The following is a 26,115-nucleotide window of genomic DNA, read 5'->3' as shown; positions in this document are numbered from 1 at the left end:
CATTCTTCGTTTTCATGCGAGCGCGGAAACCGTGCTTGTTGCGACGTTTGCGCCGGCTGGGTTGATAAGTTCTTTTCATTGTAAATCATTACTCCAATAAATAACATGTTTTTTAAAAGCCGACCAATATAACAAAGAGTCCAGCAAAATCAATTTTTCAAAGCATTTACGACAAGTTCTTTTAAAAAAAATAAATGTTGACTAAAAACAAGATGAAACCGTATGAAACGAGTGCCCCAAGAGGACCAGAGAGCCAGCCCCCAGGAACATCCCAGACCGAAACCCGAGGCAGGAAGCTTTAGGCCACAGCAATCCACCAGCTTCTTTACATCTTAAGTAAATAGTTATTTACACTGGAAAATCGGCGCTTACTTTAACAGCGGTTATAGAATAAACCCTTGCCAAATAAATGTTGATAACTTGTTAATATATCTTGGGGTGAGCTTTGGGCCACGAGCTTTGGGGTAATGTAAAGACTGTACTGGAAACCCGGGTAGCGAATCAAACATTCCAGACCTGGTTCCAACCGATGAAACAATTAGCAGAAGACCAAGAGGTCTTAACCCTCAAGGTCCCCAACCAGTTTTTCTATGACTGGATGAAATCCCATTATGGCGAAATTATACAATCTACCTTGGCTGAGGTCAGTGGTCGACCCATGCGCGTTGAATACACCATTGTTATGGATGACAACGCTGACACGCACATGCCTGAGCCCTTCTATGAGCCAGAAGAGCCGGTCATCAGAAACCAGGGTTTTGAAACCAACCTGAATGAACAATTCACCTTTTCAAATTTTGTTGAAGGTCCCAATAACCAGTTTGCCAAAGCCGCTGCAGAGGCGGTAGTCAATTCCAACGACAATAATCTGTATAACCCGCTGGTTATCTATGGCGGTGTGGGCCTGGGTAAAACCCACCTTATCCACGCCATCGGTAATGCCTACCATCAGTACAACCCCAACAAACGGGTCTTGTATATTTCCTCCGAAAAGTTCACAATGGATTTTATCAGCGCTATTCGCGAGAACAAAGCCGGCCTCTTCAGCCAGCGATATCGAAAAACCGATTTACTCATTGTAGACGATGTTCAGTTCTTTAAAAAGAAAGAGCGAACCCAGGAAGAATTTTTCCACACCTTTAATGATCTACATATGAATGGAAAGCGCATCATTCTTTCCACAGACCGCCCACCAGGCGAGATTGGTCTCCAAAAAAGACTGACCTCCAGATTTCTAGCCGGCCTCATGGTAGATATCACCTCTCCAGATTTTGAAACCCGGGTAGCCATTCTCCGCCAGAAGTCTGAAGAAAGCGGTATTGAGATGCCCTATGATGTGATTGAGTATCTCGCCACAAATATTGAAAGCAATATCCGCGAGCTCCAGGGTGCACTCATTCGCCTGCTGGCCTACTCATCTCTGGCGAAAAGTGATATCAACCTGAACCTGGCCCACAAGGTGCTTATGGATCTTACTGGCAAAAGGGCCAAACCCATCGTGAGCATGGAAGATGTTCTTAACAACTGCTCAGAAACTTTTGGTGTTAAGAAAGATGATATTTATGGCAAAGGGCGCAAACAGGAAGTTGCCCTGGCTCGTCAGGCAGCCATGTATCTTTCAAAAGAACTCACACACAATTCACTAAAATCCATTGGTCTGTTTTATGGGGGCCGTGACCACTCCACGGTGATTCATGCCTGCAAAACCATTAAGATAAAAATGGATGAGGACGACATTTTTAATGCCGAGATCAAAGCGCTGTTACGTCGCCTCTCTGGCCCTGCAATGCGTTCCTGACCCAAACAAGGAGATTACACATGTTAAGCGTTGGAGATAAAGCCCCTCAATTCAAACTCAACGACCAGGATGGAAATCTTGTACAACTGTCCGATTTTAAAGGACAGAAACTGGTCATCTATTTTTACCCCAAAGATCAGACTCCTGGTTGTATCAAGGAGGCCTGCAGCTTTCGCGATAATATCAATGCCTATAAAAAACGCAATATCGCAGTCCTCGGTGTCAGTATTGATAACGAGAAATCCCACCAGAATTTTATCAAAAAACAAGAGCTGAACTTTCCCCTGCTGGCTGACGTTGAAAAAGAGATGGTAAACAGCTATGAGGTCTGGGGTGAGAAATCCATGTATGGACGCAAGTATATGGGCACGTTTAGAAAAACATTTCTGATTAATGAATCTGGTTCCATAGATAAAATCTATGAAAAGGTCAAAGTGGCCACCCACGCAGAAGACGTTTTAACAGACTGGGAAATCAGCTAAATCAGCATGACAATTTCAGCCAGAGTCTTTTCACCAACCGATACCCCCGCCTGGGAACAATTTGTTGCCACCGCCAACAATGGCACCCTGTTTCACCAGCGTAAATTCCTGGGCTATCATCCCGAAGGTCGCTTTAAAGACCACAGCCTGATCATTGAGAAGAGCGGAAAACTGAAAGCGCTTTTTCCTGCAGTTGACATCCAGACTGATGAAGGCCGGTCCCTTGTAAGTCATCAGGGCTCATCTTATGGTGGCATCATCGTTCAACAGAACCTGAGCTTTAAGGAAAGTTATGATTTTGTAGAGACGCTTTGTGATTATGCCAGACAGGCCGGGTTTAACAGAATTCAGATGACCCTGCCCCCAGCAATTTATCAGCATACGGTAAGCAATTATCTCGATTTTTCCCTGATCAAACACGGTTTTACCTATAAAAAACGTGATGTCTCATCCATGCTCACCATGGACTCATCTCCTGAAAAGAACCTGGAAAGATTTGCCCCCTCCCACAGAACTGCAGTGCGCAAGGCCATCAAACAGGGTGTCACCGTCAGGGAAGCGGACGATTGGGCAGCCTTTTATACCTTGTTGAAGGAAAACCTGAAAATCCGGCACAATGTTCAGCCAACCCACACCCTGGAAGAATTGCTTCAGCTCAAAAAATTATATCCGGATCAGATCCGACTCTTTGGGGCCTACTGGGAGGACAAACTCATTGCAGGCGTGGTGAACTTTTCCGTAAACGATGATGTCGTACTGGCGTTTTATATTAGCCATATCGAAGACTATCAACACCTGAGAGCCGTAAACCTATTATTTTATGAGATCATCTCCTGGTGTCATGGGCACTCATTCAAATATCTGGATTTTGGCATCTTCACGGTCAACATGGAACCCAATTTCGGCCTGGGTCGATTTAAAGAAAATTTCGGTGCCAGCGGCGTATTTCGTGATACCTTTGAGCTTGATTTAACCCTGTAAAGTCAAAGCATGGGAATAAAACCAGCATGGATCTAAACAGACGAGCACCCATAAAGGTCACGAAAACTTCCATAAAAGGAAAACCTCTGGCTTCTAAACCACAAAACATTGCGCTCTCTACCAACTCTGCGAGAGGCTGTTTGTTTAGTGAGAAAAGAGATAAACCCTGGCCATAAAACCATTCACACGTAAACAACACTATCTCGTGCTGTTTGTACTGTTTTTGATAACGGTACTCCCGCGTCTACACTTTCAAGGTCCTTATCTCTATAATGGAGATCCCGTTGCCTATTTTTCAGGAGCGGAAAGCATTCTGGAGAAGGGCAAATATCTCATCGACGGAAAAACTCCCATTTGGCCCATTGGCACCAGCCTGACCCTGATACCCTTCATGCAGGTCACCAAAAGCCTGGGTGGTTCCACGGAATCGGGCGCATTTTGGCATGGCGTGTTCTTTATTTTTATGGCCGTGGCTTTTACCTATTTATTGGGCAAGCGAATATTCAATCCAGCCACAGGACTTATTGCTGCCATTTTACTCTCCCTGGCCGAAAGCCCTTTTATACACAGTATTAATTCTGCCTCAGATCCAGGGTCACTGGCCATGCTCCTGGGAGCGATTTATCTTATGTTGCTCTTTCTGGATACCCAGAGTCCCAGGGATCTGTTTCTGTCCTTCTTTATGCTGGGCCTGGCTTTTGTGTTCAGGTGGAACTATGTTTTCTTCTTACCCCTGTTTCTTGTTTATCTGGTCGGTGATCGACGAATCTGGGCTTTTCACCTCTATCCCTCTTTTTGGCTTCTCGGATTCTTTGGTTTTCTGGCAGGCATTTCCATTCAACTCATAACCAACTACTCTCATTTTGGAAATCCTTTTCAAATCGGATATGGCCAACTCGACTATAGCGAGCAGTTTGTCTTTAGTGTTTTTGTCTACCTGAAGAACATTCTTCGTATCGTTTACCGCATGTTATTCACCTGGGACTTCTTCTCACCCCTGCTGGCCATGTTTGGTGTTCTGGCAATCATAGGGCTGTGGAAAGAAAGAAGGCGAGATGTATTTTGGCTGCTCATGCCGTGGGTGGTTCTGGGTTCACTTTCAGTTGTCTATTTTGGCGTCAAGCCACGTTTGCTCATGCCCATTATGCCAGCCATGTTTCTCATTGGTGCCGAGGGTATCGTCAGGGCTTTTTACGCACTGCGAAATTCATTGCTGTCTAGCGGTGTCTCCCCGAGAGTAACTGTTGTAGCCTTTGTGCTCATGGGGACCATTCTTTTTTCACCCATGTTTGTCCGTACTCTGCTCCATGCCCATGGACACTTTCAAGACAAGGTCGTGATGCAGCAGGCCTTCCGCTGGGCTGGTGATCACATGGCAGGCCCGGAAGATAAAATTATTACCCAACCCTACTATGCCGGGCAAAACCCGGATTGGCTTAGAGCCGGCTGGGATGTCTGGGCGTCCAAGCGTTATTCCGGACGCAAAATTAAGTCACTCGAATTTCCAGAAACCTGGTCAACAGGTCACGACTGGGCCGTTGTGAATCGATTCTGGTTTGAAGGCACCTCTGTTCGTTTTGAAAATTCAAGAGAAATGGCTGCCCGGTTTGATTCATTGTGTACGTCAAGAAACTATGAATTAAAAATGAGCTTTGAAGCCGAGTCAGAACCGTTGTTTCTCAAAAAACTCAACATGCTGACCTACTATCCCGTCGATTTTCTTGAGTATCGCCCCCTGTTTGAAGTTTGGGGTCCAGTAGAATGAGTTCGGTTGGTGCAAACATAAAGAAAATGGCTGGGAATACCCTGGTTTACGGTTTGGGAAACATTTTCAACAGAGCCATCACATTTTTACTCCTGCCACTCTACATCAACATGATGACTCCTGTGGAATATGGAGCCCTCAATCTGATCTACCCCTTCCTGGCTCTGATGAATGTGGTTTATATGTATGGCCTCGATGCCTCTTTTATGCGCTTTTTTATTCCAGAGAAAGACCAGCAGCGCCGACAGGAAATCTTCAGCGTTGTTTACCTCAGTATACTGGCCACTACAGCACTTATAACAGCAGCTCTTTTCCTCGCAGAAGTACCGCTTGCCAGCCTCCTTCTGGGTGATGACCCAGCCACCAACGTTTTTGCATTGGCCTTTATCATTCTCATGCTCGACGGCCTGTCCTTTATGCCAATTCTGTATTACCGAAGCATTCAAAAACCCCTGCGCTATGTGAGTATCATTTTTTCTGAGGTGGTGGTAAACCTGGGCTTGAATGTCTTACTGGTGGGCTTTTGGGGATGGGGCCTAAAGGGTGTTCTGGTGGCCAATATCTCAAGCTCACTGGTCAAACTGCTTTTTGCTTCTCCAGCCATTTTTAAAAACCTCCACATCACCTGGAATACACGACTTTGGAAGGATCTTTTGAAGTTTGGCCTGCCAACAGTTCCGGCCGTTCTGTTTGCTATGGTGGTCGCCCTGGGAGATCGCTTTCTCATCAAACACTTTTTTGATCAGGCCACCGTGGGAATTTATAGTGCAGGTTACAAGATAGGTATGATCATGGCTCTCATGGTAACAGCCTTTCGTTTTGCCTGGCACCCCTTCTTTCTGTCCCTGTCTGACCAGGAAAATGCCAGAGAAACCTTTGCCAGAATATTGACCCTCTTTGTGGTTGTGGGCTCCTTTGTTTTTCTATTGGTCTCCCTGCTGGCTCCATCAGTGTTGACCATGGATTTTAACGGAAGGGCAATTATAACCCCACAGTTTGCAGATGGTCTCAAAATTGTTCCATTGATCCTGCTGGCTTATCTGTTTCAGGGGGTCTATGTCAATCTGGTTGTGGGCATGTATCTCAAAAAGAAAACCTATCTGGCCCCCCTTTTTACAGGGACCGGTATGGTGATAAACCTGTCTACCAACCTGATCCTCATGGGTGTCTTTAACTTTAGTTTTATGGCCGCAGGAATCGCAGCGCTGGCATCCTATATGGGACAATCCTTCCTGCTCTGGTTTGTTTCAAAAAGGTTCTATCCCATTCCATATGAAGGCACAAAACTGATCAAGCTGGCCCTGTTGGTGGCTGTGCTTTTCTTTTTACCCCAACTAATTCCGGGCCAGGCCCTGCTCATCTCCTTTGTCGTCGTGCTGGCATATTTTCCCCTGTTACCAATAGTGGGGGTCCTGGAGCTTTCACAAATAAAAACGGCAGCCAGACAATTGATTTCAAGAAAACCAGGGTGATTCATGGCCCAGATAGACATCTCCGTTGTTCTACCAGTTTATGAGGACCAGGATAACCTGGATAGAATTCTATCTGAGCTCCTGGCAAATGCACCTGGGGATAATTGGGAAGTTATCGTTGTTGATGATTGCTCACCTAAACCACTTGAGCTGATCTCCAGGGCTCCGGACAATTTTAAACTTTATAGAAACGAAACCCAGAGAGGTGCTGCCAGCGCAAGAAATGCCGGAGTTAAGCAAGCCCGCGGCGAGTTTCTTGTCCTGCTCTCTGTTTTCTTGAAACTACCGGAAAACTATATCTCTCAGGTCGCGGACTTTATCAAGAATCATCGCTTCGACGTAGCTCAGCACCTGGTGAAAAAGGCGGCAGATATCAAAGGCGATCACTTTCAGGTTTTTTTGGCAAACCAAAGTGGGCGGCTCCATGCAAAGGCCGGAAAACTTCGCGTGAAAAACACTGTGTTTACAGCGGCCATTCTTAAAAAAGAGGTGTTTTCGAAACTTGGTGGTTTTGATGAAAACATGAATCACTATGGAGGTCATGAATTAGATTTGGCTTACCGACTGGACCAACAGGGCTATTCTTCCCGGATTATCGTGGACAACCTGCCTTTGGAGCGGGTCAAGCTGGAAAGTCATATCCGCATCCGAGCCCGGCTGCAGGAGTATGGCAAGGTGGGTTTGCCTGCCCTCTTGAAGAAACACCCCGAGCTAAATAAGACCATTTTACTCTACCCCTTTATCTGGTCGTTATTAAAACTAATTGATCTCCCTAAAAGCATGGAAAGACAGTTCAAGAGACGAATCGAGCAAAATTTAAAACTGACCCGGACACAGTATCGTCTGTATCTGCATTTGATCATGAGGAACGCATGGGACGCCCGCTAAAAATATTATATCTGCGCCCTGAAAATACCTCAGGGACGCTCCAGCTCTTTGTGGATGCCCATCGAAAACTGGGGAATCAGGCCAATTTTGTGACCCTCTTTCCCACGGCAGAAGGTTTTCCTGAAGACATTTGTCTGGATCTGCCACTTCTGCCCAAAACAGAAATTTTTAAAAAGACAAAAAGCCTTATAAGCGACGAGAGTAAGCTTTATGAGGATGCTCAGGGCTATCCGCCGGAATGGAAGCCCTCCTTTCAGAGAGCCCTCTTTTTCAGCATGCGTGATCAGCTGTGGAAACCCCTGTTGAAGAAGTTTTTTAAGGCACACGGTCTTCTTGATTATGATATCTATCATCTTGAGGGCGGACACGGTTTTCTCAGGACCTCAGCCTGGCCTTTTGATGAGTTAAAACAGCAGGGCAAGCACATCATCGCCAATTATCATGGTGTGGACATGCGCACCCGTGGCGTGTTCCCCTGGATCGACAAACTGGTGGACATCAACACCTCAAGCGAACTGGATCTCATGCAGAAACACCCCAATATGGAATATGTGTTTCTACCCTTCGAAGTAAAAAATCATGCCCCCCGATATGAGCTCAACGAACCCCTGAAAATTTGTCATGCGACCCGTGACCGTTACTGGAAAGGCTCAGATATCATTATTGAGGCCTGTCAAAAACTGGAAAAAAGTCACGGGGTGAAGTTTGTGTTGATTGAAAATGAGCCCCATGAAGTGACCCTCAAAAAGAAGGCAGAGTGCGACATCTATATTGACCAGGTTGCCAACCTGGGGGGCTGGGGCTATGGCATGAATTCCGTGGAGTCTTTTTCCATGGGCCTGGCCTGTTGCACCAACCTCCTACCAGAATATGAAACCTTTCTGGGAGAACACCCCTTCGTGAATGTCCACAAGGATTCACTCTACGAAGATCTGGTGAAATTGACCTCAGATAAGGAGTTGGTTGTGCAAAAGAAAAAGGCAGGGAGAGCATGGGTAGAAAAGACCCACAGTGTTGAAGCTGTCATGCGCTCAGTCTATGGTATTTATCTGAAACAGGGATGGACAAAGGAGTTACCTCGTGACCTGGCCTAGAGTAAGTATTGTGATTTTCGCCAATGCAGATCCAGGTGCCTGTGTCCGGGTTCTCACGGGGTGTGAGCGTCTCGAACACCAGGATGTTGAGTTTGAGGTCATCATGGTTTTACAGGGCTTAACTGAAAAAGTTGAAGCTGTTTTAAAGGACTATCAATTCTCATTTGATTTGAAGTTTGTTGCCGTAGACATCTCCACAAATCGAGCCAGGGGTCGTAACTTTGGTGTGGCCGCTGCCGACAATGAGATCATCCTTTTTCTGGAGAGTTCCCTGGAAGTTTCCCCGGAACTCTTGTACCGCCACCTCGAAGCTTATGAGAGCCAACTAACTGCTGCTGTTATGGGTGAAATCTATCTACCGGCTTTTGTAAAAAAGAATCGCTGGTTTCGATTTCTGGATGGTGATTATCGCAGTACCCGTCGCTGGGCAGCCCAGACAGGATCGCATTCATCACCACCCCTGCGCTATGTAAATACGGCAAATTTTTCAATCAGAAAAAAGACATTCGAAGCCTGTGACGGTTATGCAGAACATATAGACCACCCTGAAGCAGAAGATATCGATATCGCTCACAGAATTAGCACTCAATCGCAAAACCAGATTCATTATGAACCAGAAGCGGTAGCATATTGTATTCACCATTCTCTACGCCAGAGCTTGAAGTTAAAGTATGATTTTGGCAGGGAGGGTATACCCAAGCTTTTGGAAGCCTATCCGGAGCTTTATCCGGTTCTACCCAGTCGTTTCGTAAAAATGAAGGGCTTTCCAGATGCATCACCGCTCTACAGGGCATTTATGAATCTTCTTTTTACCGGACCTGTCTTGTTCCTGGCACGGGGCATTCGCTTATTCAGTCCGGAATTTGTGGCTTTTCGGATGATGCGCTATATGCTTCAGGCTGAGAGTGTCAGGGGTCTCAAGCAATCCAGAAAACCCCGGAAAACAGAATAAGCCAGCCTGCTTTTCAGTTGCTTTCACTCTTGGTCATCCTCGACTTAGATTTTTTTCTCCGTAATCAGATAAGATTCATCAAGCCATTTCTCCCAAATCGGTTTTGGGAGGGGTTCTTCTGCGGAAAATCTGGTGGTTACCCAACCAGTTGATCCGACTTCAAAATGATGGGGATTCTCCCTGGCCAATGTTTGGGCTTGTGGCATTGATCCCTTTAGCTTGAACATGGCTTTAAAGCCGACGCCTTTAGCTCCAGGACCAGCAAAGAAAAACGCTCCACGCTTTGTTTTGAAGGAGCTTTGATTACATGAAGTGCCGGTAACGACATTTTCAAATGGCGCTGCTTTTTCCCTGATTGGAAATGTTGGATCGTTGGAATCGTTCATGTCGTTTTCTCCTGCCTGCTTACTCTTTCATTTATCAGCCCATTTTTGCTTTGCTCTTCTCAGCACTCTGTTCATCGCAAATAAACCACCTTAATGACACGCTTAAACTCTCCAGCCTGGAATCTTACAAAGTACATACCTCCAGCCGCCTGATGACCATGTTGGTTTGTTCCATCCCAGGTGACACTATGACGACCTGCCTCCTGTGATGCCGAGACAAGCGTCTGCACTTCTCTACCCGATACGTCGTAGACGATCAGTGAAACCTCCAACTGCTCTGGTATTTCATATTCAATTGTTGTTGATGGATTGAAGGGGTTGGGGTAAGCAGAAACTATTTTGGGCGTTGAGGGAAGCCCTGGAGGATTAATACCCAGCTCTCCATAGTAGTGAACATTAACATTCCAGTCCCAGACAAAATTTCTGATATGCCAGCCCCAGTCGTCCTGGCCACACCTCCCAGTCGGAGAAGATTCTGTGGTATAAAATTTTAAACCCGGTTGTGGTTCCATTTGAAGCTGGACCGCAGAGAAAGCTATCTGAGTCTCCTCCTGTACATCTGTAACACCCTCATATCCTGAAAGTTTGACCAGGACCGCGAATGGTTCATTTGCAGTAATAGGGGGTTCATCACCCGCGACCATAAATAAAGTATAGGGTCCCTGGTCTTCATCATTTGGGTCAATGGCCAACGAAGCAAACCCTGAATCAGGCCATATTTGTCCACCCAATGGATCATATGAATAATCTTCTAGAGCCCCATCTACATCATTTATTCCACCCCAGACCCAATTAGAGCCAAATGCTTCAAAGCCCGTGGACTCATCATAGTATCCGAGATGACCTGCAATACAGGAGTCTGCTATTTCGCCTGTCTGGATTTCCGGCCAACTGGTGTACTCTGGGACCACTATCTGGATTGCCAATATTACCCCTTCAAACATAGGCAGATCTGCAAAATTGAATTCAATTGACTCAATAAAGCCATCATTTTGAGGTATATAGTACTGTAAGAAATAGTCTCTTTGATAACCAGCCAGACTGGTATCCACTGTTAGACCCTGAGTCCAACTAAGCGTGACAGATGTATCACGGAAAGAGGTGGATCGCTCCTCAAACCCCAATCCTTGTACACAAAAGAACAAGAGTAATGCAGAAAACATGACTATATGTGTTCTATGTTTGTCCATTTGGAGCCCCCTACAGATGTTGTACTAATATCCCCAAGAATGACTTTTGTCTGAGGACTCAACTGGGGGTGTCTCTTTAGCCTTATCTGGCCTTGACTTCTTTTCGGCCGGGATTTCGGGTTTTTCTGCGGTCAATGACAGGCCAAAAGGCTCCAACAGATTGAACACACGCAATACCTGGATCATGGTGGAGAGTTGGATAGAGTTCCCGGCCTCGATCCGTTCAACGGTGCGCTTGGAAACACCAGCTTTTTCAGCCAACCCCGCCTGGGTGAGTTTTGCCAGACCACGCTGCTGGGTCAAGCGCGCGCCAATTTCATTGAGAACAGCTTCTGTCTTGGTTGAATTTTTGATCATCATGATATGGGTCCAGTTCTATAGGTTTCGCCAATAATAAGAACCAGGGCAGGGGAATACGAGGGAAAAAGCGTGTAAAGGAGCGGGGTCGCCAGAGCTGACGATGACAAAACAGCTTGTAGAACATAACCTTACGAAGGTTTTACTTGTCCGGCGTAGCCTGAAAGACGTAGACGGAAACCTTCGTAAGGTTAATCTTCACAAGGAAGTAAAAAATGTTTGTATGTTAATACCATACAATTGTATACTATAGCCAAACAAAAGGTCTTGTGAATTTACTTGTAGAAATATTATCATCCCGTGTCAGGGCAGAGCTTTTCAGGCTCTTCTTCGGGCTTGATCATCCAGAAATGCACTTGCGGGAAATCGAGAGGCAATCAGGTTTCTCCATCGGGTCTGTTAGACAGGAGGCCACGAAGCTTGTCAAGCATGGCCTCATGATCAAACGTACTGACGGTAATCGCACGTATTATAGCGCCAATAGACAAAGCGCCATTTTTCCCGAGATACATTCACTCGTGATGAAAACCGTTGGTTTGGTAGATCTTTTTGTTTCAGTCCTGGATATTCCAGAGATCCAGATAGCCTTTGTTTTTGGCTCTATTGCAAAAGATACGGCTGGACCCAAAAGTGATATCGATCTTTTCGTCATTGGTGATGTCGGCTTACGCTTTTTAAGTAAAAGGCTTATGGAGGTCAAAAACAAAGTGGGCAGAGAGATCAATGTTCACAGCATGACTCAAGCTGAATTTGTGAATCGCCGGGATGCAAACGACCATTTCGTTGTTTCTGTGGTTTCATCACCCCATCTAATGATTATCGGTGACATGAATGAGCTTGCGAGCCTGGTTTGAGAATGGGTGGCTGCGGTCACATCAAACTAGCAGGCAGGAAATCACCAACCTCCTGGCGATTGCCTATAGAGATATTGACGATGCCGGCCAGCAAAGAATCTCTTCTGACTGGCGTTTTGGAATTGCATACAACGCAACCCTAAAGCTTTGCACTTGTCTTTTGTATGCTGAGGGATATAGACCAGAAAGACATCTCGCACACTACCGTACGCTTCAAGCGTTGTCTGCCATTATGGGGTCAGTAAGAAATGATGATGTGGCATATCTTGATGCCTGCCGCATGAAGCGCAACACCCTGGAATATGATAATGCTGGCATTGCTTCTAGCCAGGATGCTGAAGAACTGCTGGAATTTGCAGTAGAACTTCGAGATGATGTCATCGAATGGCTCAAGCAAAACCACAAAGAATTGATTGACCAAGAATAAGTACCAGACATAACCTTACGAAGGATCTACTTGTCCGGCGTAGCCTGAAAGACGTAGACGGAAACCTTCGTAAGGTTAATCTGTATTTATCCCACTAGCGCTTCCAGCTGATCCACCAGTGTTTCGATATACCTCAAACTTTTACGCCAGAAATCGGGGTGGTTGATATCTGCACCAACAATAGCGGTTAAGTCAGCCGGACTGGCTGAGCTTCCCCTGGACAGGAACTCTTTATATTTGGGAATAAAGGAGTCGCCTTCTTCCAGGTATTGCTGATACAGGGCGAAGACCAGCAGGTTTCCAAAGTTGTAGGCATAGACATAAAAGGGCACATTAAAAATATGGGGGATGGATGACCACTCCCAGGCATATTCCGGTGTGATGGTCACGCTGTCACCAAACATCTTCTCCAGCTCAGCCGTGTATAGCTCGCATAGTGCCTGAGGGCTCTGGAGTTGATCATTGATGGCCTTGTGTGAAGCAATTTCAAAAGAACTGAACATGTTTTGACGATGTGAACTGGCAAAAATATCTTCCAGTTTGCCGGTGAGCATGGACTTCTTGACCTCTACATCAGTCTCTTTCTTTAGCAGAGAATCCGTAAGCACCATCTCTGAAAAAATGGAGGCGGTTTCAGCCAGAGGTAAGATGGAATGATAATTCATCAACTTCTGCTTACTGGAAAGCATGGCGTGAATGGCGTGTCCCAGTTCATGGGCCATGGTGGAAACATCACGAACCTTGCCCGTGTAATTCAAGAGGACATATGGTTTCAAGTCAGGGGTTGAGCTGGCACAAAAAGCACCGCCCCGCTTGCTGGGTTCCACAGGAGCATCAATACGATTTTCGTCAAACATGGCTTTGGCCATTTCATAAAAATCAGTATCAAAGGATTTGAAGCCATCAAGAACCAGCTTCTTGGCGTCTTCGAAAGGATAGGCCTTTGATGATTGAGGCAGGGGTGCATAAATATCAGCCAGGGTCATCTCGTCCATGCCTAGCATTTTGGCCTTCAGTTTGTAGTAACGATTAACCAGAGAATAGGACTCGGTAGTCACATCATTCAAAGCCTGAATAGCCGCATCACTCAAATCATTATGGGTGTTCATGGTGCTGATGGGTTGATCGAAACCACGCAGGTCAACCTCAATACCATGGTCCTTGACCAATGAGTTGTAGAGGTGGTTAATAACCAGTGCATTATCTTCATAGCGTGTGAAAAACATCTTCATGGCCCTTTGGCGAACAAGGGCATCAGGATGCTGTCGCATGGCGCGAAGCTGGTCTCCGTTAAGTGTTTTGGTTTCACCGTCCAGCTCAAACTCAAACGAAAATGAAGCCGTGAGTTCCCCATATAGTTTTTGATGGGCATTGCTGCCATTCAAATCTTTGAGGTTTATAACCTGCTCTTCTTTTTCTGAGAGGTTGTATTTGGCGTTCTTACGCATTTTGGCAATTTTGTATTCAAAATCTTTCAGGGCGTCTGCGCCTTCAAACTTGGCAAACTGCTCATCAGAAAGGTTGCCCAACTCCAGAGAGAAAAAAACCAGGAGATTCGAGGTGGTTGAAGAAGACTGTTCAATTTTACCCAGCAGGGCTTTGATTTTATCGTCTGCCGTGTCAACAGCATATTCAAGATTGACAAACATACTGAGTCGATAGAGGGGACCACTTATGGCCTCCAGCTCATTGTAGGCACCGGCCAGCGCTTCAGGTGTGAGCTCACCCAACTTGCTCCGGTATTGTTCGACAAAGCGTTCAGCCTGTTGGCGGCTTTCATTTAAAACGATTTCAATTTTTGGATCATCCAGTCCCGAAAAAAGTTCACTTAAATCCCAGCGAACGTTTTCTGCTCCAGTTACTTGTGTACTCATTTATCTCTCCCTATCATATGTATTCTTATTTTCGCCTCAAGCTAAGCGAGGCAGGTGCTGTTGTTAAGAAAATTCGACATACCTGCGAGAAGTTCAGGAGGGCAAGAAAGCTGTTGAACCACGGATTTCACAGATTGCCACGGATAAACACGTTTGGTTTATACCCCTGTCATTTGCTGATAGTAAAATTCGAGTTTAAAGGTATATCTCTCTGGAAAGGGTTGGGTTGAGATTCCTTTAAAATTAAGAGGAAAGAAAAGTTTAACGCCAATGGAGAAGAGATTTGTTAGTTTATGGGGTCAAAGGAGCATGGAATTCATATGGCAAAAAATTTAGATAAAATCAAAGTAATTGGCGATCGGGTTCTGATTTACCCCGATTCAGGTCAGGACCGCACCTCGTCAGGTCTGTATTTGCCGCCAACGGTTACAGAGAAGGAGTCCGTTCAGGGGGGCTATGTGGTGGCTGTAGGGCCGGGAACCCCCTTGGCCAGCACAGAGGGTGAAGACGATGTCTGGCAGGCTTCAGATGCAAGCAAGGTAAAATATATTCCCCTGGAGATTGAAGTGGGGGACTATGCGCTCTATTTGAAAAAATTCGCCATCGATATTAAATATCAGGATGAAAAATATATCATTGTGCCCATGTCAGGGATTCTGGTGGTAGAGCGTGATGATGACAGTATTGACCTGAGTGATATTTTAAAATGAGAATGTGAGAGAGATAATGCCAAACACCAAGATTAACCCCAATGAACTGTTTTCTTTGCTGGTGAACCAGCTAAGTACTGGAGCCTGGTCTCAGTTGGGTAAAACACCCAATCCTCTGACAGGCAAACCAGAGAAGAATCTTGAAGCAGCAAGAATCAGTATTGGCATTCTGGAAGCCCTGCTCTTTAAAACGGCCGGCAACCTGACGCGCCAGGAAGATATCTTACTTTCCGATAAGGTGAGAGAGCTGAAGTTAAGTTTACAGGAAGAATTGAATAAGTAGCCCTGAAACTAGAGTCAACGCCACTCAGCCAAATAGTCACCTTGGAGAAACGACCAGTATATTTCTAATTACTGTCTTCAGCCTTGTTGGGTTTTAAGAAAAGTCCTGCCAGGGGTCCCCATATTAAAATGAGGTGTGTCGCGGCACCGGCGGCAAGAGTATTTTGAATCTGATCATAGCATCCAGTTCCCTTGAGAGCGAATGAGCACCCCAGAATCACTGCCCCCCAGATGATGGCGCTGCCAAGAATAAATGCCCCGAGTGAGACTATTTTCTTATCCATTTGGACTCCCTTTATTTATTTATTAAAAAATGTAAGATTAAGCAGAACAAAAAGTATAAATATATTCCGGGGCGCTTAACCCCTGGCGATTTTATTGGTTTACCCGCCAGAGTATAACGCTAACGTCCTCACTTGCGCTGGCAACCAGGCGACCGTCAGGACTGAAAGCCATGAAGTTCACGTCATTGTCGTGGCCAGTCACTGTTTGCATTAAATGTCCTGATTTAACGTCCCACAAGCGCAGGGCTATGCCCTGAAAATAACCGGAAGATCCAAAACGATACTGAAGAAGTTCTCCCAGGAGCGCAGATGGGTTTGCTCCACTCATTTCAAAAGAATCATTTTCTTGGTCTTGTTGAATTGGCCTGCTTCAATTGAGTATAGGTAGATGCCACTTGGCGTGTCCATGGCATTCCAGGTTATTGAGTAAGTACCTGCTGCAAGTTCTTGATCAACCAACTTTGCCAGCGTAGATCCATCAATCCTTAGAATTTTGAGCACAACCTTGCTTTCCATTTGTAAATCAAAATCTATTCTAGTGATAGGATTGAAGGGGTTAGGATAATTCTGCTTTAGATCATATTGTCTTGGGGATTGTAAAGATGGATTCGTTTCAATTCCAACAGTTGGGGTGAGATAAAAAGTCACCTGGCAGATGCTATCTGGCCAAATTTGTATGATCGTGTCCTGATCGTAAAACCCTTCAATAGAAGTCGAAATATCGTTCAAGATAGCTACCCTGTTGAATTGATAGTAGCCCATACTATCTGACCGTACGCCAAGAGTATCCCAATAACCTGGACCACCGATACCACCGACTTGGTTATATGAAATTTCATATATAACCCTGACCCCTGGGACTGGAATATCCTCAGAATATAAAACATACCCTTCAATGGTTCCCACACCTCCATCTAAATCATTCTCGCCACCAGGCGTTGGTGTATTATCTATATACCAGAATGGCGAAGCGTCTTCACCATTGCGAAACAAACAGATGCTTTGACCTGGCAGTGGGCAAGAAATTTCAGAATGATCGACAGCACCATACCTTATTTCATCCACCCATTGATCGGTGCTATCAAAGAGCGTGATTATTTCTCCTGATGAACCGGGTGTAAAAGATGACTGGAGGCTATCTGATCTAAGTAGAAGGAAACCGTTCTCTTCTGCCCTGAGCCCCGGATTAAAATAGGCGGTGTCAGAGGATGTGGCGAGATACCAACCGTTCAGGCTGAGCTCATACAAAAGTCCCCAGTCATCTTTAAGCTCTATTGCCCACTCAGTGGAATTGAAATCAGCGAACTGGATTTCTGAAAAAAACTTAAGTTGAACGGGATTTGCGTGAACACTTCCAATGAGTAGAAAAACGGATACAATTAGAATTGTTGTTTTATTCAATTTTTGTTTCCCCCGCGTTATTTTAAATCCTTATGGGGAAGATAATTCTCTCTTGTGATAAAGTGTATTAAATAGTCCATCTGAATTATTGTTAAATCCATATCGCTGGTCTGGTTGGTATCAGGCCGGGGTTTTTGTCCCGACACCGGTGTAGGCTGGTGTTAAACTGTTCATAATTCTTAGTGGTTTCTCAAATTCTGGGTTTGCACTGATTTTAAATATGATAGCATCTCATAATTTCTTCTTTGCCCGGCACGATCCAAGGCAGAATCACCGGTTGAATCCTTCAGGTTGACATCCGCCCCATAAAGCCCGAGCAAAAAGACTTTTGCTCTTTTTAATGGCCTGGATCAGGTGTGGCGTTGACGCCTTTCGAAGTTGTGCCCCAGAATCAAGCAGTATCGCCTTGCACGCCACTGCATGTGGGTCTGCCCTAGGCTAGTTTGTTGTGAATTTTTCAACCTCTTACGTACAACCCAATACTCGGAAACAAAATTGGTGATCCAGAACCAGGTATGAAACAATTAAGCTCTGGTTGAATGCGAAAACTTTTTCCAAATGAATAACCAATCACTATGGAAGGCACGCGAAGTCTACCGTTTTCATCAGCCCCTGAGTTCAACATCCTTGCTCGACCTTCTCCATGAAAAATGTTGTGTTTAAACCCTAAATAGATGCTTTCAGTACCAATCATTAACATTGGGTGATATCCCATTAAATCAAAAGATTCAGAATCCACATTACGAGAAGATGTATATGACATTCCAAAATCTACTGAAACCAGGAAGGGACCATTTAGCAGTCCATATTTGGCGTCAACCGTCAAAACGCCTCCATAGAAAAGCACTCCCGAGGTTCTCAATCCCACGTCAACATTCTTAACAAGACCTCGTCGATAGAGGATATCGACAGAGGGTTTTCGAGTGTCTTTTGTATCTCCAATTCCCTGCATTATTCCAAGACCTATCAAATCTTCATCTACCCCCAATGGTTTAGGCGTTTGATAGGTCCCATGCGAAACGCAAGCGTTTAGCATTAAAAGAATCAGTACTAATTTTCCATTGTGTCGTCTCATATAACCAATCAATTAAAGTCACACGAACAGTTGTACCAAGCCGTCGGAAAACAAGACCAGTATGCTTTATCTAATTTTCAACGACCAGCTCGAGAAAGTTTCAATATCCAAAACACGATTCTGTTCGGTTTGGTACTTTGCTATGTGTAAACATGTTTAACTGCAAATATTGAAGTCAGATATATAGGCATAGTATTTTGACTTACTTCATAAAAGATAATTAATTCTTATTGCTGACAATCTGATTTGCAATTTCCCGACAGAAGTTTATATCTGATATAGATAAATACACCAATTCACCAGATTCTCCTTTAAACTTATTCATAGTAAAATATGTTGGGAGGTTTTCAGGAAGCTCTCCAGTTAGTGTTTTTGTAATTACACATGCTGTTAAAAATGTACCTAAAACTGAAGGATGGCGACCATCAGAATTGAAGAGTTCAATACGTGGTTTTAATTTATGGGCCAAGTTCCACGCTGGGCCTATTGGCAGGACGTCAGTATTAATTTCTCTGGATAATGTTGAATATGCACTTGTTAATTCTTCCTGGTAATTATATAACTTTTGTGGTGCCCAGCTAGAAAAGATGAATGGCTCAGCTCCATTTTCTTTAACATAATCACAAAACAATTTTCTATATACAATAAAACTATCAGGGTGGCTCATGGGTGCCATGCTTTGTCCCTGGAGGATTACGATATCAAACTTCTCCTTCTTTATGATTTCTTTAGTTTTTAGTCCGCCTGTTCCCCGCCAATGATCGCTTATCTTGACTCCCGGACCAACAGACATTTTTGCAACAAGATTTATATGTGCACTATCGGAAATCATGGAAACCATTTGGGGAAGATCGTTGGAATAAGTGAAACTGTTTCCTACAAACAGAACATAAAGTGTATCTTTTGAGGTTTGAGAAAAACAGGTATCATTATTAACATAAAGGATAAAAACTAAAACTATCAGTACATTCCAGTTACATTTTCTCATTGAAAGTTATAACTCCACAATAATTAATATTGTTTTGGATAGACCACCAGGCACTCCTATTCCGCCCATCCTTCCAGTTTTACATTTCTTATATAGAGCTCTTAATGAATGCACAAACATGAGATGATATGCCACGATTAGTAGGGCTGAACTCCAATAGTCACAAATTCCAGTCACTGCAATTTTGTCAAGTACAACCAAAACAAAAAATGGTAGAAATACGAGTGTGAAAAGGTATCTAAACCTGGTTCCAACCATGGTTCCACCCCAACCGACAGGGTCAGTAAATATGTTTGCTACTAAAGGTGGTGATTTTGTCATGACTTAATTCTCCAGCCCAGAATTATTGTTTTCGCTGCCCCCGCTTTCCTTCGCTTTTAACATTAAGTACAGGCGTCGTATGGTGTAAAGAAACAAAAACTGCCACACGATAAATATTGTAATTCCAAACCATCTTGGATCATCCAGTTTTATGGAGATCATTATAACAAAACTCGTCATAAGCGTGCCAAAAAACCAGAATCTGAACCAAGTACCGGTCAGCTCTTCAGCGAAACGCAATGGATTTGCCAAAACCATTGAATGTTCTCTTATCCACTTAAGCATTTTTGCTACCTTTCTACGGCTTGAAGCCTGAACTGCTTCCTGAAACATACTCGCTTTGTTCGATAATTGTATCCATCTACGTCACTGTCGTTTTGCCCCCCCCCGTGTCTTTGATCCCGCAGTAGGGCAATACGGAGTGTCGGGATGAGTCAGCTCTATGTTTTAGCTAGAAGACCGAAATCAGACTTAAGCTCAAGGATTTTGAGAATTATCTCCAGCTGCCCACTTTGTAAATGCTACGTAATACAAAGTCACTAGATTTATGATGGGAACCACAAATAAAAGACTGAGCGCAGGATTAAAACCAGCCTTTTGCAGGATCTTCCAAAAAGGAATAATTACCAACACAGAAATCAACGAGTAGGATAAAAATCCATTCATGCTAGACATAATTTACCTTTCTTGTATTTATTGTTATCGGTCTGACAAACGGTGTTTATACGGTCTTGTAAAAAAGGACGGCTTCCTCAAAACGCATGACCACTGTTTTTGCATGATAGGGATATTCAGAACCCTTATTTACCATAGATGTTTAACAAACCCGCTTTTGAATAGTAGTGTTTAAGAATCTCCTCAAAACTGCGACCCCTGGTGGCCTGGGCGACGGCGCCACTCTGGCACATGCCCACACCATGTCCCCAGCCAGAGCCACGGATAACCACCTTGTCACCCCTCCGTTTTACATAAAAAGCCGAACTCCGCAGTGAGGGACTAAAAAGCTGTCGCAGGGTGAGTTCCCCATTTATATCAAGCTTGCCCTTCTCAAAAAGAATGCGGGCTTTATAAATGCGTCCAGAGGGTCCCCGCTTTAAAACACGGATTCTCCTGAACAAACCCAGATCCCGGTCGTCGGTGAGCATGTCAGTTAATTCTTGAACCGTAAATTCCCGGGACCAGCGAAAATTGTTCCTGCTCCAGCTGGGCAGGAAAGCGTTGGGGTCCGGATTGCAATAGACATCCGGCGAGGATTTTATCCAGCGCCTGGCTTTCCAGTTGCACCTCAGGTTCGGTCCCCTCCGATTCTCGTTGTCTGGCAGGGACACGCCATAGCTTTCCAGCCGATTCCGGCCAGGCCAGACATTCTGGATAAGTTCAGCTCGACCACCACAATTTGAGGCGTAAAAGGCATTCATGGGTTGCCCGCTCTCGCTGATGATCAACCCCGCTGTTTCCTCGACTGACTGGTCAGACCGGGCGGTGCGCCGCTTGTTACCACTAAAGACCTGGCATTCCACATCGGATGTGAGATCATAGAACTCATCACTATAGAGTTTGGAGGTCAAGGCGATGACAGCTTCGGATCTGGCAGCTACTGCCTGAGCCTTGAGGGCTTCCAGGGGGGATGTGCCGCCAATTTCATAAGGTACAACCCCTTTCAGGTAGGTTTCCAGGGGCAATTGAACCACAACATCCATTTCTTGATGTGTCCCGATATATATATGGAAGGCACCTTCATAAATCCGGTCTTCCACACCAGCCCACCACCAACCAACCCCATAGGGAACAGATTTAATTTTAACTGAAGCGGTGTCGCTGTTTGATCTAAACATAAAGGATGGGGTCTTGGCCAGCAAGGTGCCCGAGGTGTCAAAAACAGAGATTTGTCCGCCACTATTAATAAGTTGAATCTGAGAATTTACGGGTAGTGTCATTTTTGCAGCTGATGTGTTTCGAAAAAACCACTCACCCCTGAGGGAGATGTTGAGTGTATCCAGGGTATTGACGATTCTAACCCTGACCTCTGGCTCCTGATTGAATAGATGCTGAGCCATGCCAGAGCATACAAAAAGGGCGAGGAGAAGAAAGCGCTTCATTTGTTCCTCTTTTCTATAAAAAGGTGTGAGGTGTTTTAAAGATTTGCATCCAGAATGTCTCGGATGCGTTCGACGCTGACAGGTTTGATCACATAGCCCAGAGGATTCAGGGAGTTTATTTGAGCAATAACGTCATCATCGTGATAGCCAGTAAGGAAAAGTATTTTGGTATCAAGTGTTTTCAGGATGACCCGGGCAGTTTCAATGCCATTGAGGCTGCCAGGCAGGTTAACATCCATCAAGATGACATCCGGCTTTTCTTCCGCGGCAATTTTTATGGCCCTTTCGCCACGGGTGGCCAGGGGGCAAACCCCATAGCCTGCGGCTTCCAGCCCCAGCTTCAGGGAGGAGGCGGTGATAACTTCGTCTTCAACCAGCAGGATGCGTGTTTGTTCTACCATAATATCCCCAGAATCTTTTGAACTCAGGCTACTAATCTAACTTCAGGCTGGGGATAGTAATTAAATACTTTACCCCCTTAGCAGTAGATATTTTCAAGGTACCCAGAAGCTGTAGCTCGACAATATCGTGAATAATCTTCACCCCAGATGTGTCTGTAGTGTTTAAATCCACCCCAGACTTCAACCCCACGCCATCATCCCCGACTTCTATGGACAGGCCACCTTTTCCAAGCTTCCTGGTCCTGATTAGAATTTTCCCATCTCGATGATCTGGGAAAGCATACTTCAAGGCGTTACTGATTATCTCATTTATCACCAAGCCCAAAGGAATGGCAGTCTGAATATTCACAGTAATTGCCTCGGGGAGACAATCCGGGGTGATGTTCCCAAGCGAGGTTTTATATGCCAGAATGAGCCGCTCAACCAACTTTTCCAAATACTCATCCAGTTGGATCTCTGACAAACTCTTGGATCTGTACAGAAGATCATGAACCATACTCATACTATATATCTGATTGGTCATTTCTTCGACCAGAATCTGAGTCTCGTCATTTTTAGCCTTCAGGCCACGCATTTCCAGTAAGCCGATAATAACCTGCATATTGTTTTTGGTTCGGTGATAGACCTCTTGTAGAAGAACGTCTTTCTCCTTCACGCTGGCCTGAAGCTCAAGCTCCCTTACTTTTAGCTCGTCGGTCTGAAGTTGGATGAGTTCGTCTGCCTGGGCTCGAACCAGGGCGCCACCAATCTGGTTGGCAAAAATTTTCAGTTTGGGCAGATCATCGTCCTGGAATTTTTCAGCGATATAACTTTGCAGGGTGAACAATCCAATCTGGATCCCCTCCCAGAAGATGGGTACAAACACTAGCGACAGGCTAAGTCGAGATGCATCACCAAAAGGAGACAAGGGTTGTTCTTTTGAGGACTTCTTGCGATTGATCAGGAGTGGCGAGGGAAGAATAAAGGTATTCTCAATATTTTCTACATCCATAATATAGGAGCCGTTCTCGACCTCAACCGGTGTATCCTGTCCGGAAAAGGTATCCTGGGAAAACAATCCAGCAGCTTCATTTTTTTCGAGATTGATGCGATATAAAGCAAAGGCATCATAACCAAAGAGGTCATAAAGCAAGGAGGCGGCAAGGATTCCCACCTCTCGCGGTTTGAGGGAAACGGTAAGCTGGCGGGCAAGTCGACGCAGGGAATCACGAAACCGCTCATACTCATTTAGCTCAGTCACATCCTGGAGTGAGGTCAGAAAGGCCTTGGGCTGTTTGTTTGTGTCAAAATGTGGAAGATAGCGGATCTCCAAATCGTGAGCCCGGCCATCGGGACCTGTAGTCGTCCTGGAGTAGGAGAACGCCTCCCCTTTAGAGATTCTGGATAGATAGGGTTGAATTTCTGAATACGTGTGCGCCGGAATGATTTGGTTGAAAGATTTTCCGATGACATCGGCCTTCTTATAGCCATACCAGTTTGCATAGGCTTCGTTTACGTAGAGATATTTCTCATTCATATCTGAATAAGAAAAAAGCCCTGGAATCGTATCAACGATCAACTCCAGGAGTTCTTTGTTTTCGGCTATCTCTTCTCGAGCAGAGGCTATCTCAGTCACATCATCCATTTGCACCAAAAAAGCCATAACATCTCCATCCTCGGCCTCAATAGGTATCAGGGTCAGGACATAAACGAACGCTCCTCGCGATTTTGACTTGTGGTGATACGGGAAGCTACAAACCTCGCCCTTTAATAAGCGGGGCAGGTATTCTAAGCCAGCAGTCAGGGCTCCTTCTGGAACAAATTTTTTGAGAGGTTCCCCAAGGACATCTTCACTTTTGGCCTCCAGAAGTTTTGCAGTGGTCTGATTTACGTACAGGAGTGACAAGTTAGTGTCGACCAGAAAAAGATAACTGGTTAAGTGGCCTGTGATGACTTCCAGTTGTTGACGACTTTTTCTCATTTGCTCGCGGGCCAAGACCCTTTCATGAATATCATTAAAAGAGAGCAGGATGAGGGTTTTATTGATTTGGTCTACCGGAACACCTTTTATTTCGACCCAACGCTCTTCGCCAGACAGGGTGAGATATTTTTGCTCTCTAACACCTGCGACAGGTTTTCCGGTTTTAAGCAGGTTTTCAATCCCCTCGTGAGCAGCCTGACGAAAATCTGGATGGACCAGCTTAAAAAGGTCCATTCCCAGCACTTCCTCAAGGCTTTCAGCTCCTGCAAAATCCAGGGCTGCCTGGTTCGCATCCAAAAGGACCCCCTTGTCATGAAGTACCATGGCAGTCGGTGAATAATTGAATGCCCGGCGATACCTCTCCTCACTGTTAAGCAGGGCCTTGCGAGTGATAAGCTCATCAGTAACATCCCGAAACGATGACATGATAACAATCCGTCCCTGATCCTCAATCGGTACTGACATGACCTCTACATCGCGCACCTCACCGGTGGCAATAACAAACTTCTGACTCACGATATTGTTAGGCTGTTTGGAATCGAGCAGCGCTTTTATTCGTTTTCTCGAATTGCCCACAGAGTCTGGATGTATAAATGCCGAGACAGGACTTTTAACATATTTGTCTGGGTCTTCTGCCTTGAAAAAGTCCAGGGCAGCCCGATTGGCCGTCAAGATCACCTTTCCATCATGAACAACGATGGGGTCAGGAGAATTGTTGAAAAGGGTTTGATAACGACTCTGTGCCTCTTTGAGATCAGTATAATCTATCAGAGTGCCGACAAACCCCGCGGGATCGCCCTGGGCATCCAGGTAAGGCGCTTTTCGTGACAGCATTTGTCGTGTGATGCCAGAAGCATTTTTAAATTCAGTGGCGTGGGCCTGGAGTTCATTGTTCTGGAAAAGCTTGAGGTCATCTTTTTCAACCTGCCGCGCTGAAGGGGTCTTCCAAACCTCAGTCACCGTCTTCCCCAACATATCACCCCTCTCTTTTCCAAAGAATGTCAAGTAGGCATCATTTAGCATGGTGTAGCGACCATCAGGGTCCTTGGCATACATGAGTATTGGCGTGGCATCAAACAAGGCTGTGATCTGGTTTTTCTGGTCAAGGAGGCGTTCTTTGGTTTTATTCCGTTCCGTAAGATCACGAACAATACTTACCAGGGTGCCATCGGAAAGCTTTTTGGAATTCATTTCCACAGGGATGAGGGTGCCAGCTTTAGTACGAAAAGCTCGCTCCGAAAGCACGGTGAGTCCCTCATTCACGAGATCATAGCGCAGGGGTTTTCTCACCAAAACATCTGGTTCAAATAAGGCCGATAAATTCATTTTGAGCAGTTCATCGTTGGAATATCCAAGCAGGCGTGTGGCTGCCACATTTGCCTGAATAATCTCACCCTGAAACGTGGCTTTTAGAATCACATCGGCTGCCTGGTCGATGAGTTCCCGATAGCTTCTCTCGCTGGCCTCCAGGGCCGCCTCTTTCATTTTCAGCTCATCGTGAAGCCGGGCATGAAAGAGAGCCAGGGAAAGTCTGGATGTCAGCAGCACCACTATCTCACGGGTCTCTGCGGGGATTCCGCCCGGTTGGCGAGATCCAATATTTATGGAGCCAATGGCTTCGTCCCCTATTATCAAAGGGACATCAAAGAAAGATTGAATCCCAGCCTCCAGAAGGGAAAGAATAACAGAGCTTGGCTTGGGGAGGGATGATATATGGCTGTAGTATTTTGGCTCGTTTTTATTGGACCCGGGGGCATTGTGAAGTTCTGAAAGGGGATGCCTGTCACCAGTTGAAAGATGTAAGACGGAGGTATCACGGGTGAAGACTTCAAATTGTTGGTTAGTCTGATCTATGAGCGTTATGGAAATTCGTTCCAGCTTGAAGTTGGTGTCAAAGAAGGATAGGGCTTTGCTGGTAACTCGTTTTATATCAGGCCATGAGATGGCCTGGTCGAAATCCAGAAGTAAGTGAATAAAACGGTGGTCGTCAGACATAAAAAGGTTCTCCAGTATGAAGGGCAAATTTCACCTTGGGGGTCATTTAATGCAAACCAATAAGCGATTTGAGGAGCAG

The 26,115-nt window shown here is 45.2% G+C and carries 28 protein-coding genes; 12 read left to right on the top strand and 16 right to left on the bottom strand.

Features of this window, described 5'->3' with window-relative positions:
- Positions 1 to 79 (bottom strand): 50S ribosomal protein L34 (rpmH, locus tag ISR87_08260; protein MBL7025437.1); only part of this gene is annotated, 79 nt, incomplete at its 3' end.
- 366 nt (positions 80 to 445) lie between these two features.
- On the opposite strand from rpmH, the gene dnaA reads away from it, so the two are divergent.
- From dnaA to ISR87_08220, 8 genes are all read left to right on the top strand, one after another.
- On the top strand, positions 446 to 1,798 hold the full coding sequence (dnaA, locus tag ISR87_08255) for a chromosomal replication initiator protein DnaA (GenBank protein MBL7025436.1): 1,353 nt from the start codon (positions 446 to 448) through the stop codon (positions 1,796 to 1,798).
- 20 nt (positions 1,799 to 1,818) lie between these two features.
- Positions 1,819 to 2,280 carry a thioredoxin-dependent thiol peroxidase gene (gene bcp / locus ISR87_08250; protein ID MBL7025435.1) on the top strand — a complete coding sequence of 154 codons (462 nt, stop codon included), beginning with the start codon at positions 1,819 to 1,821 and terminating at the stop codon, positions 2,278 to 2,280.
- Positions 2,281 to 2,286: 6 nt separating this feature from the next.
- Positions 2,287 to 3,261: a GNAT family N-acetyltransferase gene (locus ISR87_08245; protein ID MBL7025434.1), complete on the top strand. Its 975-nt coding sequence runs from the start codon at positions 2,287 to 2,289 to the stop codon at positions 3,259 to 3,261.
- 223 nt (positions 3,262 to 3,484) lie between these two features.
- Positions 3,485 to 5,026, top strand: a complete 1,542-nt coding sequence (locus ISR87_08240) for a glycosyltransferase family 39 protein (GenBank protein MBL7025433.1) — start codon at positions 3,485 to 3,487, stop codon at positions 5,024 to 5,026.
- On the top strand, positions 5,023 to 6,498 hold the full coding sequence (locus tag ISR87_08235) for an oligosaccharide flippase family protein (protein ID MBL7025432.1): 1,476 nt from the start codon (positions 5,023 to 5,025) through the stop codon (positions 6,496 to 6,498). Before ISR87_08240 ends, ISR87_08235 begins: the two co-directional genes overlap by 4 nt.
- Positions 6,499 to 6,501: 3 nt before the next feature.
- Entirely contained in the window at positions 6,502 to 7,386 is an 885-nt protein-coding gene (locus ISR87_08230) for a glycosyltransferase (GenBank protein MBL7025431.1), read from the top strand.
- Positions 7,371 to 8,480, top strand: a complete 1,110-nt coding sequence (locus ISR87_08225) for a glycosyltransferase (protein ID MBL7025430.1) — start codon at positions 7,371 to 7,373, stop codon at positions 8,478 to 8,480. Before ISR87_08230 ends, ISR87_08225 begins: the two co-directional genes overlap by 16 nt.
- A complete protein-coding gene (locus ISR87_08220; GenBank protein MBL7025429.1) occupies positions 8,467 to 9,432 on the top strand; it encodes a glycosyltransferase family 2 protein in 966 nt (321 codons plus the stop codon). Before ISR87_08225 ends, ISR87_08220 begins: the two co-directional genes overlap by 14 nt.
- 44 nt (positions 9,433 to 9,476) lie before the next feature.
- Here ISR87_08220 and ISR87_08215 read toward each other — a convergent pair whose 3' ends face one another.
- From ISR87_08215 to ISR87_08205, 3 genes are all read right to left on the bottom strand, one after another.
- Positions 9,477 to 9,818 (bottom strand): hypothetical protein, encoded by a 342-nt coding sequence (locus ISR87_08215; GenBank protein MBL7025428.1) that lies wholly within the window; start codon positions 9,816 to 9,818, stop codon positions 9,477 to 9,479.
- 71 nt (positions 9,819 to 9,889) lie between these two features.
- Positions 9,890 to 11,008, bottom strand: coding sequence for a T9SS type A sorting domain-containing protein (locus ISR87_08210; GenBank protein ID MBL7025427.1), 1,119 nt, complete (start codon positions 11,006 to 11,008; stop codon positions 9,890 to 9,892).
- Positions 11,009 to 11,032: 24 nt separating this feature from the next.
- Complete coding sequence (locus tag ISR87_08205; protein MBL7025426.1) at positions 11,033 to 11,368, bottom strand: helix-turn-helix domain-containing protein; 336 nt, start codon at positions 11,366 to 11,368, stop codon at positions 11,033 to 11,035.
- A 266-nt stretch (positions 11,369 to 11,634) separates the two neighbouring features.
- Here ISR87_08205 and ISR87_08200 point away from each other — a divergent pair, with 266 nt between their 5' ends.
- On the top strand, positions 11,635 to 12,219 hold the full coding sequence (locus ISR87_08200; GenBank protein MBL7025425.1) for a nucleotidyltransferase domain-containing protein: 585 nt from the start codon (positions 11,635 to 11,637) through the stop codon (positions 12,217 to 12,219).
- Positions 12,203 to 12,646, top strand: a complete 444-nt coding sequence (locus ISR87_08195; GenBank protein ID MBL7025424.1) for a hypothetical protein — start codon at positions 12,203 to 12,205, stop codon at positions 12,644 to 12,646. Before ISR87_08200 ends, ISR87_08195 begins: the two co-directional genes overlap by 17 nt.
- A gap of 86 nt (positions 12,647 to 12,732) precedes the next feature.
- On the opposite strand, the gene ISR87_08190 is transcribed toward ISR87_08195, so the two are convergent.
- On the bottom strand, positions 12,733 to 14,520 hold the full coding sequence (locus ISR87_08190) for a M3 family oligoendopeptidase (protein MBL7025423.1): 1,788 nt from the start codon (positions 14,518 to 14,520) through the stop codon (positions 12,733 to 12,735).
- Between the two features lie 320 nt (positions 14,521 to 14,840).
- On the opposite strand from ISR87_08190, the gene ISR87_08185 reads away from it, so the two are divergent.
- Together ISR87_08185 and ISR87_08180 are read left to right on the top strand one after the other, a co-directional pair.
- Positions 14,841 to 15,230, top strand: coding sequence for a co-chaperone GroES (locus ISR87_08185; protein ID MBL7025422.1), 390 nt, complete (start codon positions 14,841 to 14,843; stop codon positions 15,228 to 15,230).
- Positions 15,231 to 15,246: 16 nt separating this feature from the next.
- On the top strand, positions 15,247 to 15,513 hold the full coding sequence (locus ISR87_08180; protein MBL7025421.1) for a DUF1844 domain-containing protein: 267 nt from the start codon (positions 15,247 to 15,249) through the stop codon (positions 15,511 to 15,513).
- A 64-nt stretch (positions 15,514 to 15,577) separates the two neighbouring features.
- Here ISR87_08180 and ISR87_08175 read toward each other — a convergent pair whose 3' ends face one another.
- From ISR87_08175 to ISR87_08125, 11 genes are all read right to left on the bottom strand, one after another.
- Positions 15,578 to 15,796 carry a hypothetical protein gene (locus tag ISR87_08175; protein ID MBL7025420.1) on the bottom strand — a complete coding sequence of 73 codons (219 nt, stop codon included), beginning with the start codon at positions 15,794 to 15,796 and terminating at the stop codon, positions 15,578 to 15,580.
- Between the two features lie 91 nt (positions 15,797 to 15,887).
- A complete protein-coding gene (locus ISR87_08170) occupies positions 15,888 to 16,124 on the bottom strand; it encodes a hypothetical protein (protein MBL7025419.1) in 237 nt (78 codons plus the stop codon).
- Positions 16,121 to 17,197, bottom strand: coding sequence for a T9SS type A sorting domain-containing protein (locus tag ISR87_08165; GenBank protein MBL7025418.1), 1,077 nt, complete (start codon positions 17,195 to 17,197; stop codon positions 16,121 to 16,123). The genes ISR87_08170 and ISR87_08165 overlap by 4 nt, the downstream gene beginning before the upstream one ends.
- A gap of 179 nt (positions 17,198 to 17,376) precedes the next feature.
- Entirely contained in the window at positions 17,377 to 17,517 is a 141-nt protein-coding gene (locus tag ISR87_08160; protein MBL7025417.1) for an ankyrin repeat domain-containing protein, read from the bottom strand.
- Positions 17,518 to 17,654: 137 nt separating this feature from the next.
- Positions 17,655 to 18,272: a hypothetical protein gene (locus ISR87_08155; GenBank protein MBL7025416.1), complete on the bottom strand. Its 618-nt coding sequence runs from the start codon at positions 18,270 to 18,272 to the stop codon at positions 17,655 to 17,657.
- A gap of 220 nt (positions 18,273 to 18,492) precedes the next feature.
- A complete protein-coding gene (locus ISR87_08150; protein ID MBL7025415.1) occupies positions 18,493 to 19,260 on the bottom strand; it encodes a hypothetical protein in 768 nt (255 codons plus the stop codon).
- A gap of 6 nt (positions 19,261 to 19,266) precedes the next feature.
- Entirely contained in the window at positions 19,267 to 19,581 is a 315-nt protein-coding gene (locus ISR87_08145) for a hypothetical protein (GenBank protein MBL7025414.1), read from the bottom strand.
- 3 nt (positions 19,582 to 19,584) lie between these two features.
- Positions 19,585 to 19,866 carry a hypothetical protein gene (locus ISR87_08140; GenBank protein ID MBL7025413.1) on the bottom strand — a complete coding sequence of 94 codons (282 nt, stop codon included), beginning with the start codon at positions 19,864 to 19,866 and terminating at the stop codon, positions 19,585 to 19,587.
- A gap of 515 nt (positions 19,867 to 20,381) precedes the next feature.
- Complete coding sequence (locus ISR87_08135) at positions 20,382 to 21,680, bottom strand: SpoIID/LytB domain-containing protein (GenBank protein ID MBL7025412.1); 1,299 nt, start codon at positions 21,678 to 21,680, stop codon at positions 20,382 to 20,384.
- Between the two features lie 35 nt (positions 21,681 to 21,715).
- Positions 21,716 to 22,081, bottom strand: a complete 366-nt coding sequence (locus ISR87_08130) for a response regulator (GenBank protein MBL7025411.1) — start codon at positions 22,079 to 22,081, stop codon at positions 21,716 to 21,718.
- A gap of 31 nt (positions 22,082 to 22,112) precedes the next feature.
- Entirely contained in the window at positions 22,113 to 26,036 is a 3,924-nt protein-coding gene (locus ISR87_08125) for a PAS domain S-box protein (GenBank protein MBL7025410.1), read from the bottom strand.
- Between the last annotated feature and the right edge of the window lie 79 nt (positions 26,037 to 26,115).

The organism is Candidatus Neomarinimicrobiota bacterium, assembly GCA_016784545.1.
Taxonomy (GTDB): Bacteria; Fidelibacterota; UBA8477; order UBA8477; family JABMPR01; genus JABMPR01.
The sequence above is the reverse complement of the archived record's forward strand: the minus strand, read 5'-3'. Positions and strand labels throughout refer to the sequence as shown.